11 protein-coding genes are annotated in these 13,213 nt (G+C 42.6%); 6 read left to right on the top strand and 5 right to left on the bottom strand.

The window, feature by feature from the left end:
- Positions 1-73: 73 nt before the first annotated feature.
- Positions 74-529, bottom strand: a complete 456-nt coding sequence (locus L1D55_RS16750; protein WP_004737434.1) for a glycine zipper 2TM domain-containing protein — start codon at positions 527-529, stop codon at positions 74-76.
- Positions 530-582: 53 nt separating this feature from the next.
- On the opposite strand from L1D55_RS16750, the gene aat reads away from it, so the two are divergent.
- From aat to infA, 3 genes are all read left to right on the top strand, one after another.
- A complete protein-coding gene (gene aat, locus L1D55_RS16745) occupies positions 583-1,293 on the top strand; it encodes a leucyl/phenylalanyl-tRNA--protein transferase (protein ID WP_239918181.1) in 711 nt (236 codons plus the stop codon).
- On the top strand, positions 1,293-1,991 hold the full coding sequence (locus L1D55_RS16740; protein ID WP_239918191.1) for an arginyltransferase: 699 nt from the start codon (positions 1,293-1,295) through the stop codon (positions 1,989-1,991). Before aat ends, L1D55_RS16740 begins: the two co-directional genes overlap by 1 nt.
- 81 nt (positions 1,992-2,072) lie before the next feature.
- Positions 2,073-2,291: a translation initiation factor IF-1 gene (infA, locus tag L1D55_RS16735; RefSeq protein WP_001040192.1), complete on the top strand. Its 219-nt coding sequence runs from the start codon at positions 2,073-2,075 to the stop codon at positions 2,289-2,291.
- Positions 2,292-2,468: 177 nt separating this feature from the next.
- Here infA and clpA read toward each other — a convergent pair whose 3' ends face one another.
- Together clpA and clpS are read right to left on the bottom strand one after the other, a co-directional pair.
- Positions 2,469-4,742: an ATP-dependent Clp protease ATP-binding subunit ClpA gene (gene clpA, locus L1D55_RS16730; RefSeq protein WP_004737431.1), complete on the bottom strand. Its 2,274-nt coding sequence runs from the start codon at positions 4,740-4,742 to the stop codon at positions 2,469-2,471.
- A gap of 39 nt (positions 4,743-4,781) precedes the next feature.
- Positions 4,782-5,102, bottom strand: coding sequence for an ATP-dependent Clp protease adapter ClpS (gene clpS / locus L1D55_RS16725; protein WP_004737430.1), 321 nt, complete (start codon positions 5,100-5,102; stop codon positions 4,782-4,784).
- Positions 5,103-5,671: 569 nt separating this feature from the next.
- Here clpS and cspD point away from each other — a divergent pair.
- Entirely contained in the window at positions 5,672-5,893 is a 222-nt protein-coding gene (gene cspD, locus L1D55_RS16720; RefSeq protein ID WP_004737429.1) for a cold shock domain-containing protein CspD, read from the top strand.
- Between the two features lie 267 nt (positions 5,894-6,160).
- Here the strand turns inward: cspD and L1D55_RS16715 are convergent, their stop codons facing one another.
- The gene (locus tag L1D55_RS16715; protein ID WP_239918180.1) at positions 6,161-8,386 is read right to left on the bottom strand and encodes an NADP-dependent isocitrate dehydrogenase; all 2,226 of its coding nucleotides are present in this window, start codon (positions 8,384-8,386) and stop codon (positions 6,161-6,163) included.
- 319 nt (positions 8,387-8,705) lie between these two features.
- Between L1D55_RS16715 and L1D55_RS16710 the strand changes: the two genes are divergently transcribed.
- A complete protein-coding gene (locus L1D55_RS16710; RefSeq protein ID WP_239918179.1) occupies positions 8,706-9,434 on the top strand; it encodes a pseudouridine synthase in 729 nt (242 codons plus the stop codon).
- A gap of 134 nt (positions 9,435-9,568) precedes the next feature.
- Here the strand turns inward: L1D55_RS16710 and L1D55_RS16705 are convergent, their stop codons facing one another.
- Positions 9,569-10,612 carry a porin gene (locus tag L1D55_RS16705; RefSeq protein WP_239918178.1) on the bottom strand — a complete coding sequence of 348 codons (1,044 nt, stop codon included), beginning with the start codon at positions 10,610-10,612 and terminating at the stop codon, positions 9,569-9,571.
- Between the two features lie 514 nt (positions 10,613-11,126).
- On the opposite strand from L1D55_RS16705, the gene dinG reads away from it, so the two are divergent.
- On the top strand, positions 11,127-13,202 hold the full coding sequence (gene dinG / locus L1D55_RS16700; protein WP_239918177.1) for an ATP-dependent DNA helicase DinG: 2,076 nt from the start codon (positions 11,127-11,129) through the stop codon (positions 13,200-13,202).
- The last annotated feature ends 11 nt before the right edge of the window (positions 13,203-13,213 follow it).

Genomic DNA, 13,213 nt, shown 5'->3' with positions numbered 1-13,213 from the left:
ACTTTTCCAATGAACTCCAGAGCTAATCCCCTTCAAAAAGGTGATTAATTAGCCAACCAATCGTATTTTTATACTAGTACACGAGATCAACACGAACACCATCTGAAAAATAGAGGATTCTCACGTCGTCACCTCGGTTAAACAACATCGTGCTATCGACGTCTTGGATGATATTGACGAGTTTGTCATCTTTGGTTTTAACCAGCAGTTCAACCAACTTATACTCCACGCGATATTGGCTATTACCTCGGTTACGAGCGATTCCAGCCCCAGCAACAGCACCGACAGCCGTTGCTACTTCTTTACCTGTACCACCACCAAATTGGTTACCAATTAAACCACCAATCGCAGCACCTAATAGGGTCTCCCAGCCGCTCGCTTTCGATTCCACTATCTCTTGTTGAGTAATATATCTCACGGTATCAATCTCACCATAAACAACCTCATTCACCGGTCGAGCTTGATTTCGGTTATAAGCTGCATTTGCCAACATGGGCAAAACAAGTAAAATCCAAAGCAACTTCTTCATGGTAAAACTCCTAATGACCTCATGGTCAGTGATTAATCTGTTACGCGGTACTTATGACTATATACCTAACTGAACTCGATACTACTAGTATAGAGTTTCCATCTCCCTTCGATGCACTGGAGGAGCCAAATGGCCTTCTTGCTTTTGGGGGAGATTTATCGCCAATGCGAATCTTAAATGCTTATAGTCACGGTATATTTCCATGGTATGGCCCAGGTGAGCCTATACTTTGGTGGAGCCCAGCACCACGAGCGGTATTTAATCCTAAGACATTCAAACCATCAAAAAGTCTTAAAAAGTTTCAAAGAAAACATAATTATCGTGTCAGCATCAACCAAGCGACGAATAGAGTTATCGGTTATTGCTCATCGCTAAGACCGGAAGAAGAGACCTGGCTAAACAGCGACATGCAGGCCGCCTACCGAGAGCTCGCTTCGTTAGGCTTCTGTCACTCGGTGGAAGTATGGCAAGGTGACGAGCTAGTCGGTGGGCTGTATGGCTTACAAAGAGGACAAGTCTTTTGCGGTGAATCCATGTTTAGCTTAAAGACCAATGCCTCTAAAATCGCTCTATGGTATTTTTGTCACCACTTTGCTCAGTCTGGAGGCAAGCTCATTGATTGCCAAGTCATGAACCCTCATTTGGAGTCTATGGGGGCATTAGAAGTAGAAAGAGAAGAGTTTCTCAGCTCTCTGCAATTACTGAAAGATAAGCCTGTTAACGATGTATGCTTTGAAAACCAATGGCTAGAGGAAATGCCTTAATGAATCCAGATTTACAACAAATCAGAATTGGATTAACAGACAATCACGCGTGTAGTTATCTCCCTCACCTCGAGGAAAGAGTCGCTGTTACGCTTGATGAGCACATGCACACCTCAGAAAATTATGAAGTTCTGCTTGCGAACGGTTTTCGTCGCAGCGGTGCCACCATCTATAAGCCACATTGCGACAATTGTTCAGCATGTCAGGCGATTCGCCTTTCAATTCCCGACGTTAAATTTTCCAAAAGTCAGCGAAGAATTCTCAACAAAGCGAAAACCTTTCGTTGGGAGCTCAAAGATACAATGGATGATAACTGGTTTGACTTATATAGCCGTTATATCACCGCTCGCCATCGTTCAGGCACTATGTACCCACCTAAAAAAGAAGAGTTTCTACAATTTTCAAAAAATGAGTGGTTAACCACTAAGTTTATGCATATTTACAACGAGAGCGATCTCGTTGGTATCGCTGTGACCGATGTGATGTCTCACTGTACCAGTGCGTTTTATACCTTTTTCGATCCGGACATCGATATATCCATGGGGACGCTTGGCGTTTTATTCCAAATCCAACATGCTCAGAAAGAACACAAACAGTGGCTATATTTGGGTTATCAAATCGATGAATGCCCTGCTATGAACTATAAAGTACGATTTCAACGTCATCAAAGGCTAGTAAATCAGCGGTGGCAAGGGTAGAATACGCCACAACTTTACATATTTTGATTTTGACGGCACAATCAAGCCGTTGAAAACCGCCAAGTTTCGAAAGAGGATTAGATGGCTAAAGAAGACGTAATCGAGATGCAAGGCACTGTCCTTGATACTCTACCAAACACAATGTTCCGTGTTGAGCTTGAAAACGGTCACGTAGTGACAGCACACATCTCTGGTAAAATGCGTAAGAACTACATCCGTATTCTTACTGGTGATAAAGTAACTGTTGAGATGACTCCATACGACCTTTCTAAAGGCCGCATCGTCTTCCGTGCTCGTTAATTTTTAATTATCGAATACGATAAGAAACGGAGCTTAATGCTCCGTTTTTTATTGCCTACCGTTTGCCACTTTGTCTTAACCCCTTTTCTTAGTATCTCGTATCTTCAAAACATAAAAAAAACGCACAACCTAAGTCATGCGTTTTATGCCTATGCTATAGAGCTATCTGCCTCTTTGTTAGTGCATCACTTCTTCTTTAGCACCGACATAGACAAAATGAAGTTCGTCTTTTTTAAGTGTTACTTTAACCGTACCACCATCAACTAAGCTACCGAACAACAGTTCATTCGCAAGCGGCTTCTTAAGCTTCTCTTGAATCACACGCCCCATTGGACGAGCGCCCATTGTCTTGTCATAGCCTTTGTCTGCTAACCAGTGACGAGCATCTTCAGAAACTTCTAGAGATACGCCACGAGCATCCAGCTGAACCTGAAGCTCAACAATGAACTTGTCGACAACTTGGCTAATCACACTTGGATCAAGGCTATTGAACCAAATGATGTTATCAAGACGGTTACGGAACTCAGGAGTAAAGACTTTCTTAATTTCGCCCATCGCATCTGGTGCGTGATCTTGTTGGATCAGGCCGATCGATTTCTTCTCTGTCTCAGCCACACCCGCGTTAGTCGTCATCACAAGGATCACGTTACGGAAATCCGCTTTACGACCGTTGTTATCCGTTAGCGTACCGTTATCCATCACCTGAAGTAATAGGTTGAAGATATCAGGGTGAGCTTTCTCGATCTCATCAAGCAGTACAACCGAGTGCGGATTTTTAATAACCGCATCCGTTAGCAGACCGCCTTGATCGTATCCAACATAACCAGGAGGAGCACCAATTAAGCGACTCACTGAGTGACGCTCACCGTACTCAGACATATCAAAGCGCAGTAGCTCAATACCCATTAGTTTAGATAGTTGAACCGTCACCTCAGTTTTACCTACACCTGTAGGGCCTGCAAATAGGAATGAACCAACAGGTTTATTGTCAGCACCAAGTCCTGCACGCGTTAGCTTAATCGCTTCACTCAATACATCGATAGCTGGATCTTGTCCGAACACCAACATTTTCATGCGATCGTCCAGTTTCTGCAGCGTATCTTTGTCTGAAGAAGAGACCGATTTCTCTGGAATACGAGCCATTTTCGCAACCATTGACTCAATATCTGCCACGCTAACTGTTTTCTTACGACGGCTTGCTGGAGCTAAACGACTACGAGCACCCGCTTCATCAATAACATCTATCGCCTTATCAGGAAGATGACGTTCGTTAATGTATTTCGCAGACAACTCCACAGCCGCACGTAAAGCCTTGTTGGTGTAACGTACTTCGTGGTGAGCTTCGTATTTTGGCTTCAAGCCAATCAGAATCTTAGTCGTATCATCTAATGAAGGCTCAACAATATCGATTTTTTGGAAACGACGAGATAGCGCGCGCTCCTTCTCGAAAATACTGCTGTATTCTTGATATGTCGTTGAACCGATACAGCGCAACTTACCGCTACTTAGTAGTGGTTTAATTAAGTTAGCCGCATCAACTTGCCCACCCGACGCAGCACCCGCACCAATAATGGTGTGGATCTCATCGATGAACAGAATCGCGTCTTCTTCTTTCTCTAGTTGCTTAAGAATCGCTTTAAAACGTTTCTCAAAGTCACCACGATATTTAGTACCCGCAAGCAGTGAACCAATATCTAGAGAGTAAATCACGCTACTCTGAATAATTTCAGGCACTTGTCCTTCAACGATACGCCATGCAAGGCCTTCAGCAATAGCTGTTTTACCTACACCAGCTTCACCAACGAGCAGAGGGTTGTTTTTACGGCGACGACATAGGACTTGAATAGTTCGCTCAAGCTCTTTGTCTCGACCGATTAGTGGGTCAATATTGCCTTGCTTCGCCACTTCATTGAGGTTGGTCGCAAAGTTTTCTAAGCGGTCTTCTGAATTTGCTTCTTCGGCATTCTCTGCTCCACCAAATGAGTCTGATGATGAAGCACTATCGCCTTCATTACTGGCTTTAGTAATACCATGTGAGATGAAGTTAACGATATCCAAACGGCTAATGTCATTTTTCTTAAGAAGATAAGCCGCATGTGACTCTTGCTCACTGAAAATAGCAACAAGCACATTAGCACCTGTTACTTCACTACGACCCGAAGATTGGACATGAAAAACAGCACGTTGAAGCACTCGTTGGAAACTCAACGTAGGTTGGGTCTCACGAGTTTCATCACTTTCTGGGATAAGTGGGGTCGTTTGATCAATAAAAATATCGAGCTCGTTGCGAAGAGCATCGAGATCAGCCTGACAAGCTTGGAGCGCTTCCTTAGCCGCATCATTTTCTAATAATGCTAGTAGGAGGTGTTCGACAGTCATAAATTCATGTCGCTTGTCTCGCGCACGAGCAAATGCGCCATTTAAACTCGACTCTAATTCTTTATTTAGCATAAGTACCTCCTAAGGGAACAACAGTGTTGTTCGAGCAATTTATACTTGCTCCATTGTACATAGTAGCGGATGCTCATTTTCCTTTGAGTACATCGTGACTTGCGCTACCTTTGTTTCCGCTATTTCAGCACTGTATGTGCCGCATATAGCTTTACCTTCATAATGAACCTTGAGCATCACTTCCGTTGCTTTTTCGATATCTAGTGAGAAGAATCGCTCTAGGATCTCGATTACAAAGTCCATTGGCGTGTAATCATCGTTATTCAGTACGACGTTATACATTGCCGGTGGCTTTACTTTTGTTGCTTCTTTCTCCAGTAAATCTGAGCCTGGAGATGCCCATTCAAAGTTTCTGCTCATATCGCTTTGCTAAGGGTTATTTTTCGGAAGTGGTGAATGTTTGTGTAACTTAAATTTACCACATTCACGCTTTACGGTGTACTAAGAAACCGCACCGAAAAACAGTACCAAAAAATATTCCTCTATACTGAGCCTAATCCACCATTTCCATCGCTGCAAATAAAAGATCTCGATTCACAGGATTAACATATGTGATTGATTAAAAACACGCCATAACTATTGACGATAACGATACGAAATGCTCTAAGTTACTATTTAGTTAATAGTTTGTGGTAAATCTCGAATGTGATTTGTTATTAAAATTGATCACTTTTATACCAATTTACTATTGACTGTGCTCAATCATTAGCTACATTGGAGCTAAAAGGTTTTTCTAATACAGTTTCATAACACGCTTGAAAATTTAACAATAAGGAATAATTACGCAGGGCAGTGTTAATTTCCGTAAGCAATGTCTGAAATTCAAACTGCCAACTGAACAACTTTGGTTGGTGGGAATGATGTCAATCGAACTTACATTGATTTGATGTAAACAACGTTAGTAACAAAATGCATGAGGGATGTATAGCATGGCTACAGGTACAGTAAAATGGTTTAACAATGCCAAAGGGTTTGGCTTTATTTGTCCAGAAGGTGAAGAAGGCGATATCTTTGCGCACTACTCCACAATACAAATGGAAGGTTACAGAACCTTAAAGGCTGGTCAGCAGGTCGACTATGAAGTAGAAAGTGGACCTAAAGGCTCGCACGCTAGCTCCGTTGTTCCTGTAGAAGGCAGTGCAAGTAAATAGGCAAAGCTGCCATATCGTGTTGACCTAAATAGCACTATTAGAACGTTAAAAGACTATGAAAACCGTTCCTTTAATACCTATACGTAGGTTAAATGAGCGGTTTTTTTGATCTTGGGTGAGACCTATGTTCTGCGTAGAGGCAGTTTGATACCGGGTTCGACAGTGAAATAGGCAGAAACAAAAAAGACGCTTTAACGATTACATTAAAGCGTCTTTTATTATGTCATCTGTTCGCGCGTTAGAAAGCACTCACAGAAACGCTGCATTCTAAGCGTCGATAAATGCGTTTAATGTAGCACTTGGGCGCATCAGTGCAGAAACTAGTGCATCATCAAATAGGTAGTAACCACCTAAGTCACCAGCAACACCTTGTGCGTTATTTAGCTCAGCTACAATTGCTTCTTCGCTTTCAGCTAACTGGCTTGCCACTGCAGCAAATTCAGCTGCAAGGTCTGCATCAGCAGTTTGCTCTGCAAGTGCTTTAGCCCAGTACGCCGCTAGGTAGTAGTGGCTACCACGGTTATCAAGCTCACCTACTCGACGTGATGGTGACTTGTTGTTGTCTAGGAATTCACCGGTCGCTTTATCAAGCGCATCAGCGAGAACTTGAGCCTTAGCGTTACCAGTAACCACGCTTAGGTGCTCTAGAGATGCAGCTAATGCCAAGAATTCACCAAGAGAATCCCAACGCAAGTGGTTTTCTTTCTCTACTTGTTGAACGTGCTTAGGAGCAGAACCGCCAGCACCCGTTTCAAATAGACCACCACCGTTCATTAGTGGAACGATTGATAGCATTTTAGCCGATGTGCCAAGCTCTAGGATTGGGAACAGGTCAGTTAGGTAATCACGCAGTACGTTACCAGTTACTGAAATTGTATCTAGACCTTCTTTAATACGAACTAGAGAGAACTTGGTCGCTTCCAATGGAGAAAGAATCTTCAGCTCTAGACCATCTGTATCATGCTCAGGTAGGTAAGTATTCACTTTCTTAATAAGCTCTGCGTCGTGTGCACGAGACTCGTCTAGCCAGAATACGGCTGGAGTAGCTGATGCACGAGCACGTGTAACAGCAAGCTTAACCCAATCTTGGATTGGTGCATCTTTAACCTGACACATACGGAAGATGTCGCCTTCCTCTACGTCTTGCTCTAGAAGTACAGAACCTGAAGCGTCAACCACTTGAACCTGACCAGCAGCCTCTAGAATGAATGTTTTATCATGAGAACCGTACTCTTCTGCTTTTTGAGCCATTAGACCTACGTTTGGAACACTACCCATAGTTGTTGGGTCGAATGCGCCATTCTTTTTACAGAAATCAATTACCGCTTGGTAGATGCTCGCGTAGCTACGATCTGGGATCATTGCTTTAGTATCTTTTTGCTTACCTTCCGGGTCCCACATTTGGCCAGAAGAACGCAGCATTGCAGGCATAGATGCATCAACGATGATGTCACTTGGTACGTGCAGGTTAGTAATACCACGGTCTGAATCTACCATCGCAAGTGGTGGCTGAGTTTCGTAAACCGCTTGTAAGTCAGCTTCAATTGCCGCTTTTTGATCTTGAGGCAATGACGCGATCTTAGCGTATACATCACCGATACCGTTATTAACATCAACACCTAGCTCTTCAAAAAGCTGACCGTGCTTAGCGAAAACGTCTTTGTAGTAAACCTTGACCGCATGACCAAAGATCACTGGGTCAGAGACTTTCATCATGGTTGCTTTCATGTGCAGAGAAAGCAGTACGCCTTGCTCTTTCGCTGATGCGATTTCTTTTTCAAAGAATGCTACTAGAGCAGCTTTGTTCATTACTGAAGCATCGATGATTTCTTTATCTTGTAGCGCAAATGCTGGCTTCAATGTTTTCTTAGCACCATCTTTACCTACAAACTCGATGCTTACTTCTGTCGCACCGTTGATTGTTGTTGATTTTTCGCTACCGAAGAAGTCTTTATCTTCCATGCTTGCAACATGCGACTTAGAGTCTGCTGACCATGCACCCATTGAGTGCGGGTTTTTCTTCGCGTAGTTTTTAACTGAAAGCGGTGCTCGGCGGTCTGAGTTACCTTCACGCAATACTGGGTTTACTGCACTACCCTTGATCTTATCGTAAGTCGCTTTAACTGCTTTCTCTTCGTCAGTGTTTGCTTCTTCTGGGTAGTTTGGAAGTGCGTAGCCTTTTGATTGTAGCTCTTTGATTGTTGCTTGTAGTTGAGGTACTGATGCAGAGATGTTTGGAAGCTTAATGATGTTCGCTTCTGGTGTTTTAGCCAATTCACCTAGTTCTGCTAATGCATCACCAATACGTTGTTCTTCGTTCAAGTAATCAGGGAAGTTGGCAATAATGCGCCCTGCAAGTGAAATGTCGCGAGTATCAACGTCAATACCTGAAGAAGCTGTAAAAGATTGAATGATTGGCAGTAGAGAATAAGTTGCTAATGCCGGAGCTTCGTCTGTAATGGTATAGATGATAGTTGGTTTTTCAGTAGGCATGAAATTTCCCTATAGTTCTTACAAGCTCACATGAATAGTGAGAATGTTATAAATTGACCAGTAAGCGACTCTGAGAGTGAAAACTGCTTACTCGATAGTCGTACTCTATCTTATTTTTCATGCAATCTAATGACAGCATGAACCAAATCCGTGAGTGCGTTGTTATAATAAAACACGTTGGTATAATTAAACAATTCAGGCTCAAGAGTCCATAAACTTGTTCTATTTTGTGTCTTTTAGGCGCGCAAATGATAGCTCAATTCCGTTTCAGTGAAAACTTTTCAGCACACTTCGTTTACATTTTTGCAAGGTAGTTAACATGTCTACTCGCTCACGCAGCGCATCTCGTTCAGACAAACCCGCTCGTTCTGGCGCCACATTAAAACAAAGCGGCAACAGACAAGGCCGAAACGGTGATAAAAATAACACTGGTAATTCGCATAAGAAATCGCACTCAAGTAAACACAGATACAAAGCGAAACCTGCGAACGCAAAACCTAAAATTGCACTCAAAGATCGCAAGGTTATTTTGTTCAACAAGCCATTCGATACCTTAAGCCAGTTCACTGATGGAGAAGGCAGAAAAACACTGGCTGATTTTATTCCAGTTAAAGATGTTTATGCCGCAGGCCGACTTGATCGTGACAGCGAAGGGTTATTGGTCTTGACCAACGATGGCATATTTCAAGCTAAGCTGACTCAACCGAACTCAAAATCACCAAAGACTTACTGGGTACAGGTTGAAGGCGCACCTTCTGAGGAAGATTTAGATAAATTGAGAAAAGGTGTAGAGCTAAAAGACGGCATGACACTGCCAGCTAAAGTGGAAGTAATGTCCGAGCCTGCTGTTTGGGAAAGAACCCCTCCAGTAAGGTTTAGAGCAGCGATACCGACAACCTGGTTAGCGATTACTATCATCGAAGGACGTAACCGTCAGGTCAGACGCATGACAGCAAACATCGGCTTCCCTACCCTGCGCCTTATTCGCTATTCGATGGGTAATATGAACGTAGGTCAGCTTCAGCCTGGTGAGTGGAAAGAGATTTAAAGTCGAAATATCGAGAATATAAAAATGGCCGCTAGTTTGAGCGGCCATTTTTATATGCGTTGACAAATATCAGACACAAAAAAGCCAGTCATAAGACTGGCTTTTACAGCGTTACTTAACTAAGAGTTAGACTATTAGAAGTAGTAGTAAGCAGCTGCGAATACGAATGTCTCTTCGTCAGAGCTTTCTTTACGAACGCCATCAAACACGTCAAGTTCTTGTTTGATATCAATACCCATGTCTAGACGGTCGCTGTGCGTGTACATAACAGCAACGTTCATGTAGCTGTAGTCTTCATCAGCAAGGCGATCTTGTTCTGTAGTGTTTGCACCGTAACCAGCTGCAACTGTTACTTGCTCAGACGCATCAAATGCACCTGATAGGTAGTAACCAGTCTTCTTCTTGTTTAAAAGATTTAGTTTGCTTGGATCTTTCTCACCGTCGTCAATCCAAGAGTTGAAGCCTAGCTTAACAGTATCACCAATTTTAACGTTACCAGATACAGAAGTTACTGTGTAATCTGCTTCGTCACGGTCTTCGTAACCAGCGTAGATATTGAAAATTTCGTGTTCGAAACCAACGTAACCGTTCACACCTTTGTCAGCTGCTTTGTGGCTATCTTTAGTTTCGAAGTAAGAGATACCGTAAGCAACACCTGAAGTAGCACCTTGGAATTTCACTACGTTAAAACCATCAGAAGCATCGCCAGCAGAAGCACCAAATTCGTAAGTCATGTCACCAGCGCCATCAACTTTATCTAGAGCTGTGTCATTTTCCCAACCGAAAGATGCAACACCGAAACCAGTATCGAAACCTAACCATGCTTTGTCTACATCAGTTGTAGGACCTGACTCAATGCTGTCGTAAACTTCAGCAACTTTAGCTGACTCGTTTGTGTCAGAGATGTAGTTCATTTCTAGGTCAGTTTCGAAGTAACCAACCCAGCGGTTGTTTTTGTAGCTTACTGCTAGTGTTAGAGCAGTTGCCCAATCATCGTAGAATGCACCAGAGTATGAATCGTAGTAACCACCAACACCCCATGCACCAGATACTGAGAATTGATCTTTGTGCATGTCTTCAAACTCAAACATTGGCTTAGAGTTTTGAGAACTTGTTTCAACTGCGAATGCAGAAGTTGATACCGCTGCGATAGCTAGCGCTAATAGAGTCTTTTTCATAATAAATCCACTGCCTTTTCTAAGAATGGGAGATCCTTGCCCGGTTCCCTTTTATTTTTTATGACTGGTCATTACCACTCTTTGTTGGTTAATCACCGTCACTAAATTTCGAGGTCTAGATTGCAAAAGATTATCCTGTGTGTCAAATAAACTAAAAACAAACCTAAAAAAAACACAAACCAATCAAAATCAAACACTTACATTTTTTTTCATTGTTTTACGAGCAAGTTATCCTTAGTTTTATCAGGAAATATAATAATCCAAAAAAACAACAAAACAGAATTAATAACCACCAGAAATCTAAAAAACAACCATAGAGCAGAATTTAACACCTACAAGCCAGTCTTTTTTAATATTTATATTTCGCAAGATAAATAAAATCGTTAAGTTCCTGATGGTTCAGTTTTTTTTTGTGAACAAGATCTACCTTTGGTTCAAAAGCAAGCTATTTCACGGTAAATGTACCGACTAGTGATATGTGCTACTATCCTCGCTCCGTTACGTAGGTCACAGTATGCTAACTACTAAAATTCAAAATTCTATTCGCACCAGTTATCAAAACCTCCAAGAACAGTTGGACAACTTTGTACCTAGGCGTGCTCAAAATTACCTTGTTGCAGAAATCGCGAAGACACTTTGTGGTCAATACCACAAAAGTAATCGCATGATTGTTGCTGAAGCAGGAACGGGGATTGGTAAATCACTTGCTTATTTAATGGCGACGATCCCGGTTACGGTACTCAACAATCGAAAAATCGTCATTTCAACAGCGACAGTTGCACTTCAAGAACAACTCGTAAATAAAGATCTCCCTCTATATAGAAGACTAACTGATAGAGAGTTCTCTTTTATACTCGCCAAAGGTAGACAGCGTTATTGCTGTGCCGAAAAGCTAGCCGCTGCTTGTGGGGTTGATGGCGGTCAGATGGCTATGTTCGAATCCAAGCCAAAGCAAAAAGACATCGAACAATTACAGACCATGTACCGCAGCTTGACTCAAGGTAAATGGGATGGCGACCGTGATTCATGGCCGAAACCAATCGACAACATGATTTGGCAAATGATTGTCAGTGATAAACACAGCTGTAATAACAGTATGCCTACTCATAGAGATTGCCCTTTCCAAAAAGCACGCTCAGAGCTAGATAAGGCAGATGTGATTATTGCCAATCACAGCTTGGTGATGGCAGACGCTGACTTAGGTGGCGGCGTGATACTGCCTGAGCCAGAAAACAGCATCTATATATTTGATGAGGCTCACCACTTACCACACGTAGCAAGAGATCACTCTTCTGCGGCGGCAAGTTTAAAAGGTGCAGCTTCATGGTTAGAGCGTTTAAATCAATCCATCACCAAGCTTTCAGGCTTGGCGGATGAAAAGCGAGTGGGTCGATTCAGAAATGAATTGCAGGATTCTGTACAACAGCTGATTCCTACTCTGACTCAGTTAAGCAAGCAGTTTGACGCCACCCATTTTGAAGATGGATTGTACCGTTTTCAACATGGTGACTTACCAGAATGGTTAGAGAACGAATCTAAAGACCTCAAACAATTGAGTCAAAAAGCGAGTCAGGCTGTTGCGAAGATTGCAGACCTTATTGCTGAACGTGTTAAAGATGGAGAACTTTCAGCGAAATTAGCTGAGCCCGCGCTTGCTGAAATCGGCTTCTATATACAAAGAACAGAAAACCTAGCGCAAGTTTGGCGCTTAATGGCCGAACCTAAACGCGAAAAAGGCGCGCCTTTAGCTCGCTGGCTTGAACTCAATAAAGAGAGTGAAGGCGATTTCGTCGTGAATGTTTCTCCACTCGAAGTTGGTTGGCAGCTTGACCAACAGATTTGGAGCCGTTGTGTCGGCGCGGTACTTGTTTCTGCGACCATGAGAGCACTCAACTCGTTCAGCTTTTTCTGTCACCAAGCGGGGATAAGTCAAAAAGAAGAAGATGGCGTGCAATTTCTGGCTTTAGCATCACCGTTTGATTATCAAAATCAAGCGGAGCTGATCGTTCCAGCCATGAAATACGAACCGCAAGCGCCTCAGTTTACCGAATATCTTATTGAAATTTTGCCTAAGGTAATAGAAGACAACAAAGCTAATCTCGTTCTATTCTCTTCTTACTGGCAAATGAATAAAGTTGCAGAGGCTTTAGCAACAGATTTCGTTAAAAAATCATGGGCGTTGCAGGTGCAAGGTGATACTTCACGCGCTGAAATTCTAAAAAAACATAAAAAGCTAATAGACCAAGGTAAAACTAGCGTTCTTTTTGGAACTGGCAGCTTTTCTGAAGGTCTGGATTTGCCGGGTGAGCTGCTTGAAAACCTAGTAATTACCAAGATTCCTTTTGGTGTTCCAACCTCACCAGTAGAGCAAGCGCATTCGGAATATATTGAATCACGCGGCGGTAATCCCTTTATGCAGATTACTGTTCCAGAAGCGAGTAAAAAGCTTATTCAATCTGTTGGTCGACTGCTGCGTAAGGAAAGAGATTCTGGTAAAGTCACGATCCTTGATCGACGCATAGTCACGAAGCGATATGGCAAGTCCCTACTCGATTCACTACCGCCTTTTAAAAGAACAATAAAATACTAACTTTTCTGCCT

This window comes from Vibrio sp. Isolate22 (genome assembly GCF_022398115.1).
In the GTDB taxonomy this organism is placed as follows: domain Bacteria; phylum Pseudomonadota; class Gammaproteobacteria; order Enterobacterales; family Vibrionaceae; genus Vibrio.
The sequence above is the reverse complement of the archived record's forward strand: the minus strand, read 5'-3'. Positions and strand labels throughout refer to the sequence as shown.

Bases quoted from the DNA above. Each gene is read 5' to 3' on its own strand.
- L1D55_RS16740 (WP_239918191.1), top strand. From the start codon at position 1,293: ATGAATCCAGATTTACAACAAATCAGAATTGGATTAACAGACAATCAC.
- cspD (WP_004737429.1), top strand. From the start codon at position 5,672: ATGGCTACAGGTACAGTAAAATGGTTTAACAATGCCAAAGGGTTTGGC.
- L1D55_RS16715 (WP_239918180.1), bottom strand. From the start codon at position 8,386: ATGCCTACTGAAAAACCAACTATCATCTATACCATTACAGACGAAGCT.
- L1D55_RS16710 (WP_239918179.1), top strand. From the start codon at position 8,706: ATGTCTACTCGCTCACGCAGCGCATCTCGTTCAGACAAACCCGCTCGT.
- L1D55_RS16705 (WP_239918178.1), bottom strand. From the start codon at position 10,612: ATGAAAAAGACTCTATTAGCGCTAGCTATCGCAGCGGTATCAACTTCT.
- dinG (WP_239918177.1), top strand. From the start codon at position 11,127: ATGCTAACTACTAAAATTCAAAATTCTATTCGCACCAGTTATCAAAAC.
- L1D55_RS16750 (WP_004737434.1), bottom strand. From the start codon at position 529: ATGAAGAAGTTGCTTTGGATTTTACTTGTTTTGCCCATGTTGGCAAAT.
- clpA (WP_004737431.1), bottom strand. From the start codon at position 4,742: ATGCTAAATAAAGAATTAGAGTCGAGTTTAAATGGCGCATTTGCTCGT.
- aat (WP_239918181.1), top strand. From the start codon at position 583: ATGACTATATACCTAACTGAACTCGATACTACTAGTATAGAGTTTCCA.
- clpS (WP_004737430.1), bottom strand. From the start codon at position 5,102: ATGAGCAGAAACTTTGAATGGGCATCTCCAGGCTCAGATTTACTGGAG.
- infA (WP_001040192.1), top strand. From the start codon at position 2,073: ATGGCTAAAGAAGACGTAATCGAGATGCAAGGCACTGTCCTTGATACT.